The 19,549-nt window shown below is 30.9% G+C and carries 23 protein-coding genes; 11 read left to right on the top strand and 12 right to left on the bottom strand.

Annotated features, from left to right (window positions below; translation table 11 throughout):
• The first annotated feature begins 60 nt into the window (after nucleotides 1–60).
• Genes RM697_RS03380 through RM697_RS03370 form a run of 3 tightly spaced genes read left to right on the top strand, consistent with a single transcriptional unit; the run spans nucleotide 61 to nucleotide 1,933 of the window.
• On the top strand, nucleotides 61–681 hold the full coding sequence (locus RM697_RS03380) for a transcriptional regulator (RefSeq protein WP_311426432.1): 621 nt from the start codon (nucleotides 61–63) through the stop codon (nucleotides 679–681).
• Complete coding sequence (locus RM697_RS03375; protein WP_311426431.1) at nucleotides 678–1,382, top strand: DUF3307 domain-containing protein; 705 nt, start codon at nucleotides 678–680, stop codon at nucleotides 1,380–1,382. Before RM697_RS03380 ends, RM697_RS03375 begins: the two co-directional genes overlap by 4 nt.
• 14 nt (nucleotides 1,383–1,396) lie before the next feature.
• On the top strand, nucleotides 1,397–1,933 hold the full coding sequence (locus RM697_RS03370; protein WP_311426430.1) for an acyl-CoA thioesterase: 537 nt from the start codon (nucleotides 1,397–1,399) through the stop codon (nucleotides 1,931–1,933).
• Nucleotides 1,934–1,987: 54 nt separating this feature from the next.
• On the opposite strand, the gene RM697_RS03365 is transcribed toward RM697_RS03370, so the two are convergent.
• Together RM697_RS03365 and pdxH are read right to left on the bottom strand one after the other, a co-directional pair.
• Nucleotides 1,988–2,485: a CAP domain-containing protein gene (locus RM697_RS03365; RefSeq protein WP_311426429.1), complete on the bottom strand. Its 498-nt coding sequence runs from the start codon at nucleotides 2,483–2,485 to the stop codon at nucleotides 1,988–1,990.
• 163 nt (nucleotides 2,486–2,648) lie between these two features.
• Nucleotides 2,649–3,293 carry a pyridoxamine 5'-phosphate oxidase gene (gene pdxH, locus RM697_RS03360; RefSeq protein WP_311426428.1) on the bottom strand — a complete coding sequence of 215 codons (645 nt, stop codon included), beginning with the start codon at nucleotides 3,291–3,293 and terminating at the stop codon, nucleotides 2,649–2,651.
• Between the two features lie 60 nt (nucleotides 3,294–3,353).
• Here pdxH and RM697_RS03355 point away from each other — a divergent pair, with 60 nt between their 5' ends.
• Together RM697_RS03355 and RM697_RS03350 are read left to right on the top strand one after the other, a co-directional pair.
• Nucleotides 3,354–3,770: a hypothetical protein gene (locus tag RM697_RS03355; RefSeq protein WP_311426427.1), complete on the top strand. Its 417-nt coding sequence runs from the start codon at nucleotides 3,354–3,356 to the stop codon at nucleotides 3,768–3,770.
• Nucleotides 3,771–3,779: 9 nt separating this feature from the next.
• Nucleotides 3,780–4,211 carry an SRPBCC family protein gene (locus RM697_RS03350; RefSeq protein WP_311426426.1) on the top strand — a complete coding sequence of 144 codons (432 nt, stop codon included), beginning with the start codon at nucleotides 3,780–3,782 and terminating at the stop codon, nucleotides 4,209–4,211.
• Here RM697_RS03350 and RM697_RS03345 read toward each other — a convergent pair.
• The 6 genes from RM697_RS03345 to rpsA form a co-directional block, all read right to left on the bottom strand.
• Complete coding sequence (locus RM697_RS03345) at nucleotides 4,204–5,112, bottom strand: ribonuclease Z (protein WP_311426425.1); 909 nt, start codon at nucleotides 5,110–5,112, stop codon at nucleotides 4,204–4,206. The genes RM697_RS03350 and RM697_RS03345 overlap by 8 nt on opposite strands.
• Nucleotide 5,113: 1 nt before the next feature.
• Nucleotides 5,114–5,446 carry a ribonuclease Z gene (locus RM697_RS03340; protein WP_311426424.1) on the bottom strand — a complete coding sequence of 111 codons (333 nt, stop codon included), beginning with the start codon at nucleotides 5,444–5,446 and terminating at the stop codon, nucleotides 5,114–5,116.
• A 2-nt stretch (nucleotides 5,447–5,448) separates the two neighbouring features.
• Nucleotides 5,449–6,381 (bottom strand): aspartate carbamoyltransferase catalytic subunit, encoded by a 933-nt coding sequence (locus RM697_RS03335; RefSeq protein ID WP_311426423.1) that lies wholly within the window; start codon nucleotides 6,379–6,381, stop codon nucleotides 5,449–5,451.
• 6 nt (nucleotides 6,382–6,387) lie between these two features.
• Nucleotides 6,388–6,927 carry a bifunctional pyr operon transcriptional regulator/uracil phosphoribosyltransferase PyrR gene (gene pyrR / locus RM697_RS03330; protein WP_311426422.1) on the bottom strand — a complete coding sequence of 180 codons (540 nt, stop codon included), beginning with the start codon at nucleotides 6,925–6,927 and terminating at the stop codon, nucleotides 6,388–6,390.
• A 91-nt stretch (nucleotides 6,928–7,018) separates the two neighbouring features.
• Complete coding sequence (locus RM697_RS03325; protein ID WP_311426421.1) at nucleotides 7,019–8,161, bottom strand: T9SS type A sorting domain-containing protein; 1,143 nt, start codon at nucleotides 8,159–8,161, stop codon at nucleotides 7,019–7,021.
• Between the two features lie 114 nt (nucleotides 8,162–8,275).
• Nucleotides 8,276–10,117: a 30S ribosomal protein S1 gene (gene rpsA, locus RM697_RS03320; RefSeq protein ID WP_311426420.1), complete on the bottom strand. Its 1,842-nt coding sequence runs from the start codon at nucleotides 10,115–10,117 to the stop codon at nucleotides 8,276–8,278.
• A gap of 256 nt (nucleotides 10,118–10,373) precedes the next feature.
• Between rpsA and RM697_RS03315 the strand changes: the two genes are divergently transcribed.
• Together RM697_RS03315 and RM697_RS03310 are read left to right on the top strand one after the other, a co-directional pair.
• Nucleotides 10,374–10,781: a hypothetical protein gene (locus RM697_RS03315; protein ID WP_311426419.1), complete on the top strand. Its 408-nt coding sequence runs from the start codon at nucleotides 10,374–10,376 to the stop codon at nucleotides 10,779–10,781.
• 125 nt (nucleotides 10,782–10,906) lie between these two features.
• Nucleotides 10,907–11,284, top strand: coding sequence for a LysM peptidoglycan-binding domain-containing protein (locus tag RM697_RS03310; RefSeq protein ID WP_311426418.1), 378 nt, complete (start codon nucleotides 10,907–10,909; stop codon nucleotides 11,282–11,284).
• A gap of 29 nt (nucleotides 11,285–11,313) precedes the next feature.
• On the opposite strand, the gene cmk is transcribed toward RM697_RS03310, so the two are convergent.
• The 4 genes from cmk to lon form a co-directional block, all read right to left on the bottom strand.
• Nucleotides 11,314–12,021 carry a (d)CMP kinase gene (cmk, locus tag RM697_RS03305; protein WP_311426417.1) on the bottom strand — a complete coding sequence of 236 codons (708 nt, stop codon included), beginning with the start codon at nucleotides 12,019–12,021 and terminating at the stop codon, nucleotides 11,314–11,316.
• On the bottom strand, nucleotides 12,021–13,040 hold the full coding sequence (porQ, locus tag RM697_RS03300) for a type IX secretion system protein PorQ (protein ID WP_311426416.1): 1,020 nt from the start codon (nucleotides 13,038–13,040) through the stop codon (nucleotides 12,021–12,023). The genes cmk and porQ overlap by 1 nt, the downstream gene beginning before the upstream one ends.
• Nucleotides 13,041–13,113: 73 nt before the next feature.
• A complete protein-coding gene (locus RM697_RS03295) occupies nucleotides 13,114–13,881 on the bottom strand; it encodes a LysM peptidoglycan-binding domain-containing protein (RefSeq protein ID WP_311426415.1) in 768 nt (255 codons plus the stop codon).
• A complete protein-coding gene (gene lon, locus RM697_RS03290) occupies nucleotides 13,865–16,318 on the bottom strand; it encodes an endopeptidase La (RefSeq protein WP_311426414.1) in 2,454 nt (817 codons plus the stop codon). The genes RM697_RS03295 and lon overlap by 17 nt, the downstream gene beginning before the upstream one ends.
• Nucleotides 16,319–16,547: 229 nt before the next feature.
• Between lon and RM697_RS03285 the strand changes: the two genes are divergently transcribed.
• The 4 genes from RM697_RS03285 to RM697_RS03270 are packed head-to-tail and all read left to right on the top strand — an operon-like array spanning nucleotide 16,548 to nucleotide 19,484.
• Entirely contained in the window at nucleotides 16,548–17,099 is a 552-nt protein-coding gene (locus RM697_RS03285) for an RNA polymerase sigma factor (RefSeq protein WP_311426413.1), read from the top strand.
• A gap of 4 nt (nucleotides 17,100–17,103) precedes the next feature.
• Nucleotides 17,104–17,670 (top strand): hypothetical protein, encoded by a 567-nt coding sequence (locus tag RM697_RS03280; RefSeq protein ID WP_311426412.1) that lies wholly within the window; start codon nucleotides 17,104–17,106, stop codon nucleotides 17,668–17,670.
• On the top strand, nucleotides 17,648–18,733 hold the full coding sequence (locus tag RM697_RS03275) for a DUF4097 family beta strand repeat-containing protein (RefSeq protein WP_311426411.1): 1,086 nt from the start codon (nucleotides 17,648–17,650) through the stop codon (nucleotides 18,731–18,733). The genes RM697_RS03280 and RM697_RS03275 overlap by 23 nt, the downstream gene beginning before the upstream one ends.
• 22 nt (nucleotides 18,734–18,755) lie before the next feature.
• The gene (locus RM697_RS03270) at nucleotides 18,756–19,484 is read left to right on the top strand and encodes a head GIN domain-containing protein (RefSeq protein WP_311426410.1); all 729 of its coding nucleotides are present in this window, start codon (nucleotides 18,756–18,758) and stop codon (nucleotides 19,482–19,484) included.
• Nucleotides 19,485–19,549 lie beyond the last annotated feature (65 nt).

Genomic DNA, 19,549 nt, shown 5'->3' with positions numbered 1-19,549 from the left:
TATATTTGTTTATTCCATAAATATGGCATATATTTGATTATTCCATAAATAAGGAATATTATGACAAGTATTATTACAGGAGATATCATTAACTCTAGAAGCCTTAACGACCAAGGTCTTTGGCTATCGCAGTTAAAGCAGTGCCTAGAGTATCTGTCTAAAGGTGATAACAGGACATACGAAATATTTAGAGGTGATAGCTTTCAGATAGAGGTAAAAGACTTTCTTGATAGTTTTGAACATGCAGTTTACATTAAGTCTTGCCTAAAATGTATTAAAGGTATTGATATAAGGCTCGCTATAGGTATAGGAGATAAAACGTTTCAAGGCGATAAGGTAAGTGAATCTAATGGCGAGGTATTTCAGTATTCTGGAGGAACTTTAGAGCTTTTAAAGCAAGAGAAAACAAACCTCAAGATTAAAACATCTCATAACAATCTTAATAAGGAGTTGAATCTTTATTTTAAATTGGCTTTAATTGCCATGGATAATTGGACAGTTAATAGTGCAGAAACCGTCAAGCTAAGTTTAGAGCACAAGAACAAACTACAAAAAGATTTGGCACAGCTATTAGGCATAAACCAAGAAGCTGTAAGCAAACGTTTAAAACGTGCATACTTTGAGGAAATCCAAGAATTAAACCGTCTTTTCAGGGAAAAAATTGCTATTTTAATACAATGATATTACTAACCAAACTCATACTTGCTCATCTTGTAGGTGATTTTATATTGCAGCCACAATCTTGGGTTGAAGAAAAGGAAGAAAAAAAGCTAAAATCTTTAAAACTTTACTTTCACATAGGTATCCATATCCTACTGATGTTTCTATTTGTTTGGGATTTTTCTGAATGGAAACTAATACTTAGTATTGCAGCCATACATTTTTTAGTTGATGCACTAAAACTTATTCTGCAGAAGAAAAAAACTAAGCGTTTACTTTTTTTTATAGATCAGTTGCTACATATTATTGCCATTGTAGTGGCTTACTATATAGTATCTGATGAAAGTATTAATGCAAACGAACTAATAACAGAAAACAACTTATTATTACTAACCTGTCTTTTGTTTTTAACGATTCCTGTGTCAATAATTATGAGAACAATTTTCAGCAAATGGAATATTGAAGAGCTTACTAAAGACAATGAATCCTTAGAAGATGCTGGTAAATATATTGGCATATTAGAACGCATACTCGTTTTTATTTTTATAATTACTGGCCATTGGGAAGCTGTAGGTTTTTTAATCACAGCAAAATCTGTCTTTAGGTTTGGAGATTTAAAAGAATCTAAGCATAGAAAATTAACAGAGTATATTCTCATTGGTACCTTAATTAGTTTTGGGATAGCCATAATTACAGGCTTAGTATACTTTGTTTTAATTTAATACTAAACAACACCATGTTTAAATCTATTGAAGCCTCTAGAATTACCATTTCAGAACTGATGTTACCATCTCACTCTAACTTTAGTGGAAAAATTCATGGTGGTTATATATTAAACTTAATGGATCAAATAGCTTTTGCTTGTGCTTCTAAACACTCAGAAGCCTATTGTGTTACTGCATCAGTAGACACCGTAGATTTTTTAAACCCAATAGAAGTTGGTGAACTTGTTACCATGAAAGCTTCTATTAATTATGTTGGTCAAACCTCTATGGTTGTTGGTATACGTGTAGAATCAGAACATATTCAAACAGGTAAAATAAAGCATTGTAATTCTTCTTATTTCACTATGGTAGCTAAAGATGACAATGGTCATAAGAAAACAGTCGCTGGTATAATTTTGGATCAAGAAATAGAAGTAAGACGTTTTCTTAAAGCTTTAAAACGAAACGAAATGAAACGGAAGCGTAGAGATGAGTTTGATCATGAAGATTTTTCACATAAAAACTACTTAGATGATCTCAAAAACTATAACGTTAAAATTGTGATATAAAAAAAACCGTGACATAAATTCACGGTTTTTAGGGCTATCAATCAACTTAAAGCATTAACGCTTTATAAATATGTTTGTAAAATACCAGTCGCCTTCTTCGTTTTGTTCGGCTGATATATCAAAATCTGTATAGTCTCCTTCTAAATTAGCTTTGTGTCCTGGACTGTTAATCCAAGCGTTTACAACAGATTGAGCAGAACTAAATCCATACGCTACATTTTCTGAAACACTTATAGCATTAGCGTTTTGTTGAAGGCTTGTTTTTCTTTCAAAGAAATTATCATGCGAAACATTATCAACTTCAATCATATAGTCTGTATGAGAAAAAGCAACAGACTTAATAATATTGTGGTTATTTAATGCTGTAAATCCATTCTCTAATCTGTAATCGTTTATTAACTGTAAAATATCCATTTCGATATCTTTTGCTACAGGTGCATCAATTAAGTTAATAGCATTTGCATTATCTTCAGGAAGGCTTTCACTTGAACAAGATGTAAAGTTCAATACTGCCACAATAGCCATAATAGGCAACATAGTAGAAACTTTCATAAGCGGTTAAGTTTATTTTTAGTGCTTAAAAACGGGGCGGTTTTTAACGCACTATTTGTTTAACGATTTAAATATAAAAAAGATGAAATTAAATAATCGCTAATAAGTACTATTTTTCGATGAAATGTATTTTTTAGTAAGAAAAATCAGTATTTTTTATGTATTATGGCGATAATCGGTCTTTTATCCAGTTAAAATCCTTTTGTAGTTTATAACGGATTCTATCATGTAATCTGTTAGGTCTTCCTTGCCAAAACTCAATTTCTATAGGTTTTACAATTATTCCTCCCCAATGTTTAGGTCTAGGAATTAATTTGCCTTTAAATTGATTATCTAAGGCTATAAGTTTTTCTTCTAATTGATTTCTATCTACAACTTCGCTTTGATTAGATACCAATGCACCAAGTTGACTACCTCTTGGTCTTGAATTAAAATAAGTGTCACTTAAATTTTCATTTATTTTCTCAGCTTTACCTTTAATAATAACTTGGCGTTCTGCACCATGCCAAAAAAATGATAAGCATACATTAGAGTTATTTATAATAGCTTTTCCTTTTTCACTATTATAATTAGTGTAAAAAGTAAAACCTTCATTAGAGAACTTTTTTAACAGCACTACTCTACTTTTGGGATAACCATCTAAACCTATAGTAGCTAATGACATAGCATTAGTCTCTTCTTCAGGGAAATTAGAATCAATGTCATGAAACCAATTCTGAAATAGATCTAATGGGTTTTCTGGTGAGGTATCAATTAATAATTCTCCTTTACTATAAACCTTTCTGTAGTTACTTAAATCGTTACTCATAGAATAGCAAGTTAACTTATTTTTGTAATTTAGTCAATACTAAATGATTAATTACTACATATGAAATTTGAGGATTCCCCTTTATCCATCAAATTTAACTTTAAAAAAGTTGTCCTTAGTTTTGGCAGTATATACATGACTAATGAGGACTTCTTTGTTATGGAAGTTAATGAAGGTGTCCATTTTAATTCAGAAAAACTTAATGAGCTTCTAGCTACTGTTAGACTTAATTATGGTGACTCAAAAAAATTGGCTTATATAGCCAATAGAATTAATGCGTATTCTATAGATCCTATTTTGTGGTCATATTTTGATAAAGATGACAGTATATTAGTTGCAGCATCTATTGTAAGTTATAGAGATTCTACTTATTTGAATGCTAATATTGAAAAACAGATGGCAGCTATTCCTTTAAAACGCTCACATAGTTTAAATGAAGCTGTTGATTGGGTTGGAAAACTTGCAGAATTTAACTAATACTTTTCTATGCGTTTTGACTGTCAAATAGATATTAACTCTCCTATCGGAAAAGTGGTTGACATTTTTCTCAATCCGGATAATTTAAAATATGTACAAGATGGTTTTAAGTCTAAAACGTTAATTCGTGGAGCTGAAGGTAAAAAAGGAGCTGTTTCTACATTAGTTTACGAAAAATTAGAATTACAAGAGACCATTTTAATTAACAATCTACCAAAAGAATTCTTAGGATTATATGAGCATAAGTATACAACTAATACAATGCGTGTTTCTTTTGAAGTTCTAAATGATAACACAACACGTTACCATTCTGAAATTGACTATACAGAATTAAAAGGCTTTATGGTAAAAATTATGGCAACTCTTTTTCCAGGTATGTTTAAAAAACAGGTGGAAAAGTGGATGCTAAAGTTTAAAAACTTTGCAGAGCAAGTTAATTAAACTCAAACGACTTTCCGTCTTCAGCCAACTCTACATTATCAAAAACTGTTTCTGCCTCAGACTTAAATTCAGATAAATCATCATATCGTGTAGAATAATGGCCTAGTATAAGTTGCTTTACATTGGCTTTTTTAGCAATAGTTGCAGCTTGTTTTGCTGAGCTATGTTTTGTTGGTGCACATAGATTTTGGTGTTTATCTAAAAATGTAGATTCGTGATAGAGAACTGTGGCATTTTTAATTATAGGGATGATAGGCTCATGGTACGCAGTATCACTACAAAATGCATAACTTTTTGAAGCTAAAGGCGGCTTAGTCACTTTGTTATAATCAATTAAAACACCATCTTCATTTTCAACATCAAACCCTTGCTTAAGCTTTCTAAAGTAGGCTTTATTAATGTTAGCTTTTAATGCTGCGTTAATATCTAATTTTCGTTCTCCTTCTTTTTCCTTAAATAAAAAGCCGTTAGTATAGATACGATGATTTAAAGGAATTGTGTATACTTGTATCTTACTATCTTCAAAAACAAGTTCAGATTCTTTTGATGTTAGTTGATGAAAAATTAATTTATAATTAGTCCAAGAGTCCGCTAACTTTAGTTGTAAGGTAATCATTTCCTTTAAGCCTTTTGGACCATAAATGTGTAAATCTGTTTCTCTTCCTAATAGTCTAAACGATGAGATTAAACCTACTAAACCAAATACATGATCTCCATGAAGATGAGAAATAAAAATATGCTTTATTCTAGCAAATTTTATTTTATACCTACGAAGTTGTACTTGTGTACCTTCTCCACAATCAATAAGTAAAATGTGATTTTTTATTTCAAGAACTTGAGATGTTGTGTGTGTATTTATTCTTGGTGTAGCGCTATAACAGCCTAAAATTGTGAGCTTCATTCTAAAAACCTAAATCTCGTTCCATCTCTTCCATATCAATAATATCATGTGCTTCTTGTAATGTAGGTACGACACAAATTTCATCTGGCATCATATCAAAATTTGCTTTATTAGTCACTACAACAAAGGACTTTTTATCTCCTCTATGTGTATTACTAATCCTTAAAAACTCTACAATATCTTCTAGAGTGATAACATCTAAACTAGATAGATTTACAATAATATGATCGTTTTTATATGTATCATAAACCTGTTCAATATTATTGACTAAGGTTTTTACAGAAGCCTTTTCTTGTCTAATAATTGTAATATTACCATCCTTATCAAAAATCATAATTAGTTTGGTTTTATTTTAGATGCTAATAAGTAAATAACAGCCATACGCACTGCAACTCCGTTTTCTACTTGGTCTAGTATTATAGCCTGGTCAGAGTCTGCTACCTCACTTGTAATTTCTACACCACGATTAATAGGTCCTGGATGCATAATGGTGATTTTTTTATCTAAGCTATCTAGTAATTGTTTAGTAACACCATATTGCTGAGCGTATTCTCTAGTAGACGGAAAATAACTAATTTCCATTCTCTCATTTTGTACACGTAACATATTTGCGACATCGCACCATTGTAAAGCTTTAATTAAACTAGTTTCAACTATTACGCCAAGTTTACCAATGTATTTTGGTAAGAGTGTTTGTGGTCCGCAAACCATCACTTCTGCACCTAATAATTTTAAAGCATATATATTAGATAGTGCTACTCTACTATGCAATATATCACCAACAATAACCACTTTTTTCCCTTTTATTGAGCCTAAATGCTCTTTAATAGAATAGCAGTCTAATAAAGCTTGAGTAGGATGTTCGTGAGCGCCATCACCTGCATTAATTATACTTGCATTAATATGCTTAGATAAAAATACACCTGCACCAGGTTTTGGATGTCTCATAACCACCATATCCACTTTCATAGAAAGAATATTATTAACAGTATCTATTAAGGTTTCGCCTTTTTTTACGGAAGATTGTGATGCTGAAAAATTTATAACATCTGCAGAGAGACGTTTTTCAGCTAATTCAAAAGATAGTTTAGTGCGTGTTGAATTTTCAAAAAATAAATTAGCAATAGTAATATCTCTTAAGGATGGTACTTTTTTAATTGGTCTATTAATAACTTCTTTAAATTGATCTGCTGTTTCAAATATTAAATTAATATCTGAGGTATTGAGATATTTAATTCCTAATAAGTGATTAACACTTAACTCGCTCATAACAATTTAGTTCTTAGTTAAATAAACTACATCTTTATTATTATTCTCGCTCCATTGCACCAAAACTTTTTCATTTTCTATGGCATCTACTTGTCGTCCTCTATAATTTGGCTGAATAGGTAAATGTCTGCTAAAACGTCTATCTATTAATGTCATTAACTCTATAGCTTTAGGTCTTCCGAAAGACTGAATTGCAGTTAATGCGGATCTTATACTTCGTCCTGTATATAAGACATCATCAATAAATATAACCGTTTTGTCTTCTACGATAAAATCTATATGTGTTGTATTGGCTTCGAGAGGTTTATTACTTCGTCTAAAATCGTCTCTAAAAAACGTAATATCTAAAAACCCAAGATCAACATTACTAATGTTATAGGTTTCTTTGAGTATTACAGCTATACGTTCTGCAAAGTATTTACCTCTTGGTTGTATACCAATAAGAACAGTTTCTGAAAAATTTTGATGGTTTTCTATAAGTTGACAAGCAAGACGCTCAAGAATTATATTGATTTCTTTGGCGTTAAGAAGTACTTTTTTACTCATATACTAGATAAGTATGCTTGGCAAAGTTAGGGTAAATAATTAGGGTTTGCAATGCTGAAAGCGTTTTACATGAATTATTACAGGTTATATTTTATAATTTAATGACCTTTTCAATAGAGGTTTTCATAGCTGTTTTAAGTTTTAAGAAATATATTCCTGATTTATAACTTGTCATATCAATAGTTGAGATATTAGGTAATAATTTGCTTGAAAAAATAATTTTGCCATTTATATCTATTAGAAAAATTTCAATATCTAAATCACTTACAGTGTTGTTAATATTTAACTTATCTAATATAGGATTTGGGTAAATATCAATAACTGTTACATCAAATAATTGATTTGAAAGCGTTGCATTAGATTCTAAATAATCAGCTATACCATTACCATTTATATCATCATCTAATGCGGAACCATTGGAATTATAGTCTTCATCTATAGTTAAAATTAAATCGTTATCATCATCATCATCTTCAAAGTTTTTAAGTCCATCCATATCTGTATCATCATCTTCAAAATATCCATTTCTATTTACATCTTCATCATAATCATTTATGCCATCACCATCAGTATCTAATCCATTACATGTTTCAATATTTATTCCGAATTGCGCTTGAAAACTATCAGAACTAACAGTATTTGTCATTAAATAATAAATCTCAGTATTTTCAGTAATGTTATAAATCTCATCTAAAGGATTAGAGCCATTGTCGAGATCCTCTTGACTAGCGAAGTATTGAATATTTATCTCAGATACATCAATATCACAAAACGATTCTGGCGGATAACCATAGGCAACTATATATCGCAAATTTGGCAGATACACTTCAATAAGACCATCATTATCAGTATCACAATAATTAAAACTATTGTAACCTGGAGGTGGAGGTGGACAGCATGGTAATGGTGATAAATTAATCGTAATTTCTGAAGTTGCATAATCTGAACTATCATTATTATTTGTTACTCGTGCGTAAAGCGTCTCACTTAAAGATTGGTATGAGTAAAATGGAGGGAGTACATTACTGTTTGTTTGTGCCTCACTAAGCAACTTATGATAGGAAACCACATAATTTAATTGATGTCCTTTTACCACAGGATTTAAACTTGTAAGATCTATACAAGTTGATATCGCATATTCACTAAAGGTAGCATCATAAGCTATTACTTGAGAATTACCTGTTAAAATGAAAAAAAATACTACATTAAACAGTAAGAATTTTAATTTATTCATTAATAATGCTTTGCTCAAAACTACATAAAAACATTAATTAAACCTTCTTCTTATTGAAAATAAAAAAAGCTCCCTAAACTAATAGAGAGCTTTTTTATTTATTTTATAATTAGACTATTTTTTTCCGTCCATTTTATCTTTAAGTGCCTGTAAAGCATCATTAGCATCACCAAGAGTTGGTTTAGCCTCAGCAGCAGCAGATGCAGCTTTCTTAGCAGCAGCTTTTACTATTTTAGCCTCCTCTTCTTTATGAACAGCAGTATGAGAAGCAACTACGCGCTTAAACTCTTTACTGAACTCAATGATTTTAAATTCTGCTTCTTCACCTTTCTTTAGTTTAGAACCATCCTCTTTTTCTAAATGTCTTGAAGGAATAAATGCAATGATGTCTTCGTTAAATTCTACTGTTGCTCCTTTATCAACTATTTCAGAAACAGCAGCTTTATGAACTGTATTTAAAGCAAATTCAGTTTCGTATTTATCCCAAGGGTTTTCAGTTGTTTGCTTATGACCTAAACTTAGCTTACGTCCTTCAACATCTAATTCTAAAACTACAACTTCTAATTCATCACCTACATTACAAAATTCTGATGGATGCTTAATTTTCTTAGTCCAAGATAAATCAGAGATGTAAATTAATCCGTCGATACCTTCTTCTAATTCAACAAAAACTCCAAAGTTTGTAAAGTTTCTAACTTTTCCTGTGTGTGTAGAACCTACAGGATATTTAGATGTAATATCTGTCCATGGATCTGGTGTTAATTGCTTAATACCAAGAGACATTTTACGGTCTTCTCTATCTAGAGTTAAGATTTGAGCTTCAACTTCATCACCAACAGTAACAAAATCTTGGGCTGATCTTAAATGCGTAGACCAAGACATTTCACTGACATGAATTAATCCTTCTACACCTTCAGAAACTTCAACAAAAGCACCATAATCTGCAATAACAACTACTTTACCTTTTACTTTATCTCCAACTTTAACTTCTTCTCCAAGAGCTTCCCATGGATGCTTACTTAACTGCTTAAGACCTAATTGGATTCTAGATTTGTTTTCATCAAAGTCTAAGATTACAACATTTAATTTCTGATCTAATTCAACAATCTCATTTGGATGGTTGATGCGAGACCAAGATAAATCTGTAATATGTACTAAACCATCAACACCACCTAAATCAATAAACACACCATAAGACGTAATGTTTTTAACAATACCTTCTAAGACTTGTCCTTTTTCTAATTGGCCAATGATTTCTTTCTTTTGTTCTTCGATATCTGCTTCGATAAGGGCTTTATGAGAAACAACTATATTTTTGAATTCGTGGTTGATTTTAACAACTTTAAATTCCATCGTTTTATTAACGTACTGATCGTAATCTCTAATTGGTTTTACATCGATTTGAGATCCTGGTAAGAATGCTTCTATGCCAAATACATCTACGATCATTCCACCTTTAGTTCTGCATTTCACAAAACCGTTAACGATTTCACCAGTATCATGAGCAGCATTTACTCTGTCCCAAGCTTTAATTACTCTTGCTTTTCTGTGAGATAATACTAACTGACCAGTTGCATCTTCGCGCACGTCGATTAATACTTCTACTTTATCTCCAACTTTAAGGTTTGGATTGTATCTAAATTCATTAAGAGAAATAACGCCTTCAGATTTAGCATTAATATCAATGATAGCATCTCTATCAGTGATATGAATGACTTCACCTTCTACAACTTCATCATTTAAAGTGTCAACGAAATTTTCAGATACAAGTTTTTCAAATTCCTCAAGTTTCTTGTCTTCTACTTGCTCAATACCTTCTTCGTAATTGTGCCAATCGAATTCTTTAAGAAACTTTTCCGGATTTGCTTGTGCTTCAGAGATTACTGGAGCTTCTACTGTTACTGCCTCAACTGCTTCTAATGCTGCCTCAGCTTTTTTTGTTTTCTTTTCAGCCATTGTGCTGATTAAAATTTGTATTCTGTAGTTTTTGAAAGTCTAACGAATAACTAACAGAAGTTATTAATTTAAATTTTTTATTTCCTTTTCTACTTTCAATTATTCGCTAAAAAGGAGCGCAAAATTAATCATTTCCAATCAATTAACAAATTACTAGACCATTATTTAAACTACTTTACATTAAAATGATACAATCATAATATTTAAGATTAATAGCCAAAAGGATAATAGCTCTATTTTTGAAAAAATATTTCGCATGAAAAAAATAAATTTATACGTTTTAATATTGGTATCAATACTAATCAGTTGCAGTGATGATGATGTAACTATTAATCCTCTTAGTAATTCAGGATTATTGGGTGAATGGGAAATAAGTTCTCGTGGTATTAACAATGTATCATCCTTAGAAGCCTTATGTTGTGAAACAATAATGTTTATGGAGGATTCAAATATCAATGATACAAAAGGTAATTATACTTTTGATGATTCTAATGGTATTATTACAAATGGTGTTTTCACGATAGACGTTAACAATAACATATTGTTATACACAACAGAAAATAATAATTCTTACACCCAAGAATATTCTTTAAACTCAGATGTATTGGAAGTTTGGTATTTTGAAGAAGGTGATCGTTACTGGACACAATACTTTAAATTATAGAAACTTTTTTTAGTGACTTTTTGATAAAAAAGGTGTCTAATAAACTAGATATCAAAGTTGCTACTATAAGTAGTACATAAATTTGATATATTTACATACTATTAATACTTAAAATTTAAACAATTATGGTTAGAGCTAAATACCAAGGCGTATTAGACCTAGGGGAACAATTAAACATTCAAAACGGAAACGTAAGCGAAGAAAACGGCGTGCTAAAAGTACAAGGTACAGCCGCAACACAATATGAGAAAAATTTACTTTGGGATGCTATTAAGGTTGCTGGTGGTGATAATCCAACAGATATTGTAGCTGATATTAAAGTAGCAGACGAGTCTGTTTATGCAAGACATACTGTTGCCTCTGGTGAGACTTTAGGAAAAATTGCTAAGCATTATTATGGTGATGCAATGAAGTACAAAGACATTTTTGCAGCAAATACTGATATATTAAAGAATCCAGATTTAATACATCCAGATCAAGAACTGATTATTCCTAATTTATAGGATTTAAGATTATTATCAAAAAAGCGATACTAGTTAGTGTCGCTTTTTTTGTGCTTAATAATTGATTTGGCTAAATTTAATACCTTTTCAAATTGTTCCTCAATGGAGAAATTGGAATTATTAAATAAGACAGCGTCTTCCGCTTGTATGAGTGGTGAATCCTCTCTTGTAGAGTCTATATAATCTCGCTTAATAACATTATCTAACACCTCTTCAAAATGCACCTCGTCTCCTCTATCGATAAGCTCTTGAAAACGTCTTTGTGCTCTAGTTTCAGCTGAAGCTGTCATAAATATTTTAAGTTCTGCATAAGGAAAAACAACTGTGCCTATATCTCTACCATCCATAACTACACCTTTAGCTTTTCCCATATCTTGCTGCTGTATAACCAGTTTTCGTCTTACTTCTGGTATTGCAGCAATGGTGCTAACAAAATTAGATACCTCAAGGGTTCTAATTTCTTTTTCAATATTAACATTATTTAAAAAAACTTCTGAAAAACCTAATTCTTCATTATGTTTAAAGGAAATAAAAATGTCGTCTAAGCTTTTAACAAGAGCCTCTTCAAATAAATAATTTTCTTCAATAAAGTTATGTTGCATAGCATAAAACGTTACAGCTCTATACATAGCACCTGAGTCTACATATATGTAGCCTAATGCTTTTGCAAGCAGTTTAGCTACAGTGCTTTTACCTGTTGAAGAAAAACCATCTATTGCAATAGTAATATTAGTCATTAACGTAAATCTATTTGCAATCCAAAGAAACTTGTATTGGAGTTACTAGAGTAGCGAGCATGTGTATAACTAAAACGCATTTTATTTAATCTTATACCTACACCGAAACTTAATCCTGAAAAATTTCGTTGGTCTACGATACGTAATTCTTCTGATCGTCTAAAGTTATAACCTAATCTTAAATTAAAACCTCTTTCTGGAAATATTTCTGCAGCAACAATAGTATGCCTTAATAATTCATTAAAAAACCCTACTTTTTCTTGTGTTTGATTACCATTTAAATCTGTTTCTGCTCTAGCAGGATTAGAAAAGCCAATAGGCCAAGCTTGAAGGTTTTCAAAAGTTAAATGCCAACGAATAGGAACATTTTCAAGTGTTTGAGACAAACCAAAGTTAATTTCCATTGGTAATTTCTCATTGAGTCCAGCATAAGTTTTGAATTGAGCTCCTAAATTACGCACTGTTAAAGCAGCATGAAAATCTATCTTATCATTAATATACATAGCTGCCAAATCAACAGCTCCACCAAATGAATTATAAATTTCTAATTGAGATGTTATCAATTTTGCACTAGCTCCTAAATAAAAATCTGTGAAGGGTATATTATACGAATATCCAAATGATAAGGCTGCTTCGTTTCCTGAAAACGTTCCTGTTGGTAAGCCATTAATGTCATAACCATCAAACGTTCCATAATTAACATAAGTAGCACCAATATGAAAGGTTTGTACACGTCTATCCCAAGTATAAGCATATGCTATGGTTCCGTAACTAATTCCGCCGAGGTAACTCGAGTAATTTACTGCCAATTGGTTATCCATTTCTACATTTATAGATGCTGGATTATAAAGTGCAGACGTTACATCATAATCATAGTTAGTAATAACTTTTCCACCTAAAGCTGCTTGTCTTGGAGAGGATACTAAATTTAGGAATTGATAGGTTGCTTCACCTCCAACCTGAGCTTGGAGAAAAAAACAAAATTGAAGCAGAATTATTGTAGCAATCCTCTTAAACATAGCATGCAAAAGTAACTAAATCTATTGTAAAACGATTCTAGGCTACATTTATTTTTTGGGATATAAAGACTTATTACTTTAATCGAAGTTTCTGCCCAATAAAAATAAGATTACTAGTAAGGTTATTAATTTGTTTTAATGCATTTACTGTTGTAGATGTTCTTTTTGAAATACTATAAAGCGTATCGCCTTTAACCACAATCCAGACATCAGATGAATGTTGTATTGTTGATGGTAATGGTTTAGTGATACGTAAACGTTGGCCTTCTTTTATAAGATTTGAGTTTAAATTATTAAACGATTTAAGCTCATTTACAGAATAACCATATATCTTGGAGATACTGTATAAAGTTTGCCCTTTAGTTACTAAATGAAAATCTGAGTTTACCTTTGCTGATTCAACACTATTAGAAGTTTGATTTTTATGATTTTTATTTTCAGAAAAATCACGAACTCTTAGTTTTTGTCCTTTACTGATTAATGTTGTTTCAAGCTTATTAGCTTCCATTAATTTCACCAATGATATATTATATTGCTTTGCTATTGTAGTAAGTCTTTCATTAGATTTAACGATATGAAATTCGTTATTATTACTATCTGCTTCATTATTACTCTGAGTAGACTTTGACTTTTCAGACTCTGCTTTTACTTTAATTTCTGAAGCATCTACTTTAGTGTCAGCTAATTTTTTTACTAATGTAATTTCACCTGTTTTAAGATTAAGCTTTGCTGGTTTACCATCTAGTAATACATCTTTATATTCCTCAGATTGTGCAAAACCAATGGAGCTTGATAGACAAAAACTGATTATAAATACTAGTAACTTATAATTTTTTAGCATTCTTAACTTTTTGATTTGTAAGTGCAATATCTAAAACTTGATGCATATCTGTAACATAATGAAACGTTAAACCTTTTAAATAATCTGATTTGATTTCTTTGATGTCGCGTCTATTGTCTTCTGATAATAAAATCTCCTTTATTCTAGCTCTTTTAGCTGCAAGTATTTTTTCTTTTATACCACCAACAGGAAGCACTTTTCCTCTAAGGGTAATTTCACCAGTCATGGCTAAACTCTTTTTTACTTTACGTTGTGTAAATAAAGACACTAGAGACGTTAACATGGTTACACCAGCACTAGGTCCATCTTTTGGTGTAGCGCCTTCTGGCACATGAATATGTACGTTATACTTATCAAAAACTTCAGTATCTAAACTAAAATTATCTGCATTGGCCTTGATGTATTCCATAGCAATGGTAGCAGATTCTTTCATCACTTTTCCTAAATTACCAGTAATAGAAAGATTACCTTTCCCTTTAGATAAAATAGACTCAATAAATAAGATATCACCTCCTACTCTTGTCCAAGCTAAACCAGTTACAACACCTGCAACGTTATTGTTTTCGTATTTATCACGTTCTAATTTTGGAGCGCCAAGAACTTCAATAATATCGTCATTAGAAACCTTAACGTTATAAGCTTCTTCCATTGCTATATTTTTTGCAGCATAACGTACCATCTTAGCAATTTGCTTTTCTAAACCTCTAACACCAGATTCTCTAGTGTATCCTTCTACAATTTTTTCTAATTGTGGTTTTGCAATTTTTATAGCTTTATCATTTAAACCATGCTCCTCTAATTGTTTAGGTAAAAGATGACGCTTGGCAATTTCTACTTTTTCTTCAATAGTGTAACCTGTTACATTAATAATCTCCATACGATCTCTCAATGCAGGTTGTATTGTGTTTAAGCTGTTAGAAGTGGCAATAAACATTACTTTAGATAAGTCATATCCCATTTCTAAGAAATTATCATAGAATTCACTGTTTTGCTCAGGATCTAAAACTTCTAACATTGCTGAAGATGGATCACCTTGATGACTATTGGAGAGCTTATCAATTTCATCTAATACAAATACAGGATTTGACGTTCCTGCCTTTTTTAGACTTTGCAAAATTCGCCCAGGCATAGCACCAATATAGGTTTTTCGATGACCTCTAATTTCTGCTTCATCTCGTAAACCACCTAATGACATGCGAACGTATTCTCTACCTAAAGCCTCTGCAATAGATTTTCCTAAGGATGTTTTACCAACACCTGGAGGGCCATACAAACATAATATTGGAGACTTCATATCATTACGTAATTTTAGCACTGCTAGATATTCTATAATACGACGCTTAACGTCGTCTAATCCATAATGATCTCTATCTAGGATACGCTTAGCACGTTTTAAATCAAATTTATCATCACTAAACTCATTCCAAGGTAAATCCAGGAATAAATCCAAGTAGTTTCGCTGAATAGAATATTCGGCAACTTGTGGATTCATGCGTTGCATTTTGGCCAACTCCTTATTAAAATGCTCAGCTACCTTATCGTCCCATTTTTTATCTTTAGCGCGCAGTCGCATTTCTTCTACTTCTTCACCATAAGATACGCCTCCTCCAAGTTCTTCTTGGATTTGTTTCATTTGCTGATGCAGGAAATACTCACGTTGCTGTTGGTTTAAATCACTTTGAACTTTAGATTGAATATCATTCTTTAACTCCAACTTTTGCAACTCAACATTCATATATTTTAGTGTTGCCAGTGCTCTGCTTTTTAAATCATTAATTTCTAATAATTCTTGCTTATCTTTTACGGATAGGTTCATATTAGAAGATACAAAATTCACTAAAAACGAATTACTTTCAATATTTTTAATAGCAAATGATGCTTCAGTAGGTATGTTAGGACTATCGGTAATAATCTGTAATGCTAAATCTTTAATAGATTCGATAATTGCAGTAAATTCTTCATTTTTTTGAGCTGGTTTAGCCTCAGGTACATCCTTAATTGTTGCATTCATATAAGGCGTTTCGGTAACAACCTGATTGATTTTAAACCGTTTCTTACCTTGAATAATAACTGTTGTATTACCATCTGGCATTTTTAAAACCTTTAAAATTTTGGCTACTGTACCAACATTATTAATGTCTTTGTGTGTAGGATCTTCAACAGCTTCATCTTTTTGTGCTACAACTCCAATTACCTTACTCCCTTTATTAGCATCTTTAATTAACTGGATAGATTTATCTCTACCAGCTGTTATAGGTATAACAACTCCAGGAAATAAAACCGTATTTCTTAAAGGTAAAATTGGAAGCGCTTCTGGTAAAACTTCATTATTAATTTCGGCCTCATCTTCTGGAGTCATTAATGGAATTAATTCTGAATTTTCATCAAAATCCTGAAATGACAAACTGTCAAGCATTTTAAATTTAGATCTTCCCATAGTATTTTTAAGTCATTCTGTCATTAAATTATCCAGAATGTTTTATTTTTAAAGTTATAATGAATCCTTAATCTTCTAAAATACAAACATTTAAAAGGATTCAGTGTTTATTTATAACTCTATAAATTCAATTGTTATGCCAATTAATTATTCATTAAACGAAAAAAAATAATGAAAAAGTGTAACAATATAAATCTCTTACTATCTGTAGTGTAAAGCCATTATTATTTTGTCTCTAACCAATCAAAATACAGAAGAATTAATAACCGCTTGTAAACTCGGAAACCAACGTGCACAATTAGAAGTTTACAATAGGTATTATAAAGCTATGTATAACACATCTTTTAGAATTGTAAAAGACAGTTTTAAAGCAGAGGATATTATGCAAGACTCGTTTTTAACTGCCTTTACAAAACTAGATAGTTTAAAAGAAATTAAAACATTTGGGTCTTGGTTAAAACGTATTGTAATAAACAATAGCATTTTAGATTACAACAAGAAAACTAATAATATTCCTTTAGATGATGTATTATACAAAGTACAAGAACAAGAAGATGAATCTGTTTTTAAAGATGATTTAACTTCAGTAAAAGCTAAACAAATTCTTGAAGGTATGAATACTTTAAAAGACAATTATCGTATAGGTTTATCGCTTCATTTTATTGAAGGGTATGATTACGAAGAGATCTGTGATATTATGAATATTAGTTATGCCAATTGCAGAACTATGATATCTAGAGCAAAAACAAGCCTTAGACAAAAATTAGAACCAACAGGTTAATACAATGAAACATAAAAATTTAGATACTATGTTTGAACGATTACAATCAGAATTTGATATTGAAGTTCCTAACTCTGGTCATGAAAATAGATTCTTGGCTAAACTAGAGAAGACTAATACTAGTCCTATTCCTTCAAAACCATCAAAGCTTGTTACACTTTGGAAACCATTTTTAGCAATAGCAGCATCAGTTATTATCTGTTTTGGGATATTCTCAATAGGCAATCAAGAACCTGAAATAATGGATTTAGCTGCTGTATCGCCTGAGTATTCTCAAGCACAAGATTTTTTTACACTAACAATTAGTAATGAGCTTACAAAACTTGAGGCAGAACGAACACCTGAAACTGAGCTAATTATCAATGATGCTCTAACTAGAATTAATGGCTTAGAAACTGAATATGAAAACTTAAAATTAGACTTAAATGAAAGTGGTAACGATAAACGTGTTATTTATGCCATGATTACCAACTTTCAGAATAGAATAGAATTATTACAACACGTATTAGAATACATAGATGATATTAAAAACAAAAAACAAATTACAAATGAAAACAACACTACTATATAGACTAGTATTAGTAATGCTATTAGTACCTACAATTACTTTTGCTACAACAGGAAAAGGAAAACATACTAAAGAAAAGAGCATTAAAAAAGAATTTAATGTGAGCTCTAATGCAACTTTAAAGATTGATAATAGCTATGGAAACTTAGATATTAACACTTGGAATGAAGATAGAATCGTTATCGAAGTTTTTATTAAAACTAATGGTAACAACGAAGAAAAGGTACAGCAAAAATTAGATGAAATAGATGTAGAATTTTCAGCATCAAATACTATGGTATCAGCCAAAACTAAGTTTAATAAAAATGGATCAAAATCTTGGTGGAAATGGAACAAGAGTAACAATGTAAATATGGAAATAAACTATGTTGTTAAAATGCCAATGAGTAATAACATTGATTTAAGTAATGATTATGGTAGTATAGATGTTGAAAAATTAGAAGGAAGAGCAGAAATTAACTGTGATTATGGTAAAATTACAACACAAGAACTCATGGCAGAAAACAATGATATTACTTTTGATTATACCAATAACTGCTATTTTGAATATATAAACTCAGGCTCAATAAACGCAGATTATAGTGGATACACTATTGCTAAAGCTAAGAATTTAGATATCAATGCAGATTACACAAAGTCAGTTATTGAAATGGCTGAAAACATTAATTATAACTGTGATTATAACGCCCTAAAAATAGGCAATGTAAATAACCTTAGTGGTAATGGTGATTATCTAAGTTTAAGAATTGGAAATGTATACAAAAATGTAGAAGTTAAAGCAGATTATGGTTCTATAAAAATAGAACGAATGGCTTCAAACGCTGGAGATGTTTTAATAGAAACAGATTACACAGGAATTAACATTGGTTATGATTCTGGTTACAACTTTAGTTTTGATATAGAATTAGAATATGCAAGCTTAAAAGGTTCTGATGGTTTTACTTTCAATAAAAAACGAATAGAATCTGGAGAAAAATATTACCAAGGTTACAGAGGAAATTCTAATTCAGGAAATATGATTAGGATAGAATCTGAATATGGAAGTGTAAAATTTGAACAACAATAATTAATCTTAAAACAATACAACAATGAAAAAATCAATCTTAGTATTAATTGCCATTATGTTTGTGAGCTTAACACATGCTCAATGGTATGGAAAAGGAAAAAAAATTAAAGGTAACGGTAATGTAACCACAATAACACGTACTACATCTGACTATGATGGTATAAAATGTGCAGGATCTTTTGATTATATATTAGTTGCTGGAGAAGAAGGAAAAATTACTATAGAAGGTGAAGAAAACCTTTTAGAATATATTGTAACTGAAATAAAAGACAATCAATTGGTTGTAAAAACTCAGAAAAAAATCAACCTTCAAACAAGTAAAAATAATACGATTAAAATTACGATTCCCTTTAAAGATATTAATCATGTATCATTAGCTGGTTCGGGAGATTTATATAATAAGGATACTATTTCTGCATCAGACTTAAGTGTTGCATTAGCAGGTTCTGGTGATTTAATCTTAGATGTCGCTACCAGTAATGTAAAAGGGAGTATTGCAGGATCTGGAGACTTAACATTAAAAGGAAAAACAGAAAACTTAGAAGCCAAAGTTGCTGGTTCTGGTGATTTTCATGGGTTTAATTTAGAATCTAATAATACAACTGTATCAGTTGCTGGATCTGGTGATGCCGAAGTAGTAAGCAGAAAGAGCCTAAAGGCTAGAGTTGCAGGCTCTGGAGATATTGAGTATAAAGGTAATCCTGAAAAAGAGGATACAAAAGTATCTGGTTCTGGTAGTATTAGCAACTAACAATAACGATATCATATTAAAAAAGCCACTTCTGTTAAGTGGCTTTTTTAATATGATATCATTTA

The sequence above is a fragment of the Microcosmobacter mediterraneus genome (assembly GCF_031846265.1).
GTDB classification, from domain to species: domain Bacteria; phylum Bacteroidota; class Bacteroidia; order Flavobacteriales; family Flavobacteriaceae; genus Microcosmobacter; species Microcosmobacter mediterraneus.
This window is presented reverse-complemented; position numbering and strand designations above follow the sequence as displayed.

Bases quoted from the DNA above. Each gene is read 5' to 3' on its own strand.
- RM697_RS03380 (WP_311426432.1), top strand. From the start codon at position 61: ATGACAAGTATTATTACAGGAGATATCATTAACTCTAGAAGCCTTAAC.
- RM697_RS03375 (WP_311426431.1), top strand. From the start codon at position 678: ATGATATTACTAACCAAACTCATACTTGCTCATCTTGTAGGTGATTTT.
- RM697_RS03370 (WP_311426430.1), top strand. From the start codon at position 1,397: ATGTTTAAATCTATTGAAGCCTCTAGAATTACCATTTCAGAACTGATG.
- RM697_RS03365 (WP_311426429.1), bottom strand. From the start codon at position 2,485: ATGAAAGTTTCTACTATGTTGCCTATTATGGCTATTGTGGCAGTATTG.
- pdxH (WP_311426428.1), bottom strand. From the start codon at position 3,293: ATGAGTAACGATTTAAGTAACTACAGAAAGGTTTATAGTAAAGGAGAA.
- RM697_RS03355 (WP_311426427.1), top strand. From the start codon at position 3,354: ATGAAATTTGAGGATTCCCCTTTATCCATCAAATTTAACTTTAAAAAA.
- RM697_RS03350 (WP_311426426.1), top strand. From the start codon at position 3,780: ATGCGTTTTGACTGTCAAATAGATATTAACTCTCCTATCGGAAAAGTG.
- RM697_RS03345 (WP_311426425.1), bottom strand. From the start codon at position 5,112: ATGAAGCTCACAATTTTAGGCTGTTATAGCGCTACACCAAGAATAAAT.
- RM697_RS03340 (WP_311426424.1), bottom strand. From the start codon at position 5,446: ATGATTTTTGATAAGGATGGTAATATTACAATTATTAGACAAGAAAAG.
- RM697_RS03335 (WP_311426423.1), bottom strand. From the start codon at position 6,381: ATGAGCGAGTTAAGTGTTAATCACTTATTAGGAATTAAATATCTCAAT.
- pyrR (WP_311426422.1), bottom strand. From the start codon at position 6,927: ATGAGTAAAAAAGTACTTCTTAACGCCAAAGAAATCAATATAATTCTT.
- RM697_RS03325 (WP_311426421.1), bottom strand. From the start codon at position 8,161: ATGAATAAATTAAAATTCTTACTGTTTAATGTAGTATTTTTTTTCATT.
- rpsA (WP_311426420.1), bottom strand. From the start codon at position 10,117: ATGGCTGAAAAGAAAACAAAAAAAGCTGAGGCAGCATTAGAAGCAGTT.
- RM697_RS03315 (WP_311426419.1), top strand. From the start codon at position 10,374: ATGAAAAAAATAAATTTATACGTTTTAATATTGGTATCAATACTAATC.
- RM697_RS03310 (WP_311426418.1), top strand. From the start codon at position 10,907: ATGGTTAGAGCTAAATACCAAGGCGTATTAGACCTAGGGGAACAATTA.
- cmk (WP_311426417.1), bottom strand. From the start codon at position 12,021: ATGACTAATATTACTATTGCAATAGATGGTTTTTCTTCAACAGGTAAA.
- porQ (WP_311426416.1), bottom strand. From the start codon at position 13,040: ATGTTTAAGAGGATTGCTACAATAATTCTGCTTCAATTTTGTTTTTTT.
- RM697_RS03295 (WP_311426415.1), bottom strand. From the start codon at position 13,881: ATGCTAAAAAATTATAAGTTACTAGTATTTATAATCAGTTTTTGTCTA.
- lon (WP_311426414.1), bottom strand. From the start codon at position 16,318: ATGGGAAGATCTAAATTTAAAATGCTTGACAGTTTGTCATTTCAGGAT.
- RM697_RS03280 (WP_311426412.1), top strand. From the start codon at position 17,104: ATGAAACATAAAAATTTAGATACTATGTTTGAACGATTACAATCAGAA.
- RM697_RS03275 (WP_311426411.1), top strand. From the start codon at position 17,648: ATGAAAACAACACTACTATATAGACTAGTATTAGTAATGCTATTAGTA.
- RM697_RS03270 (WP_311426410.1), top strand. From the start codon at position 18,756: ATGAAAAAATCAATCTTAGTATTAATTGCCATTATGTTTGTGAGCTTA.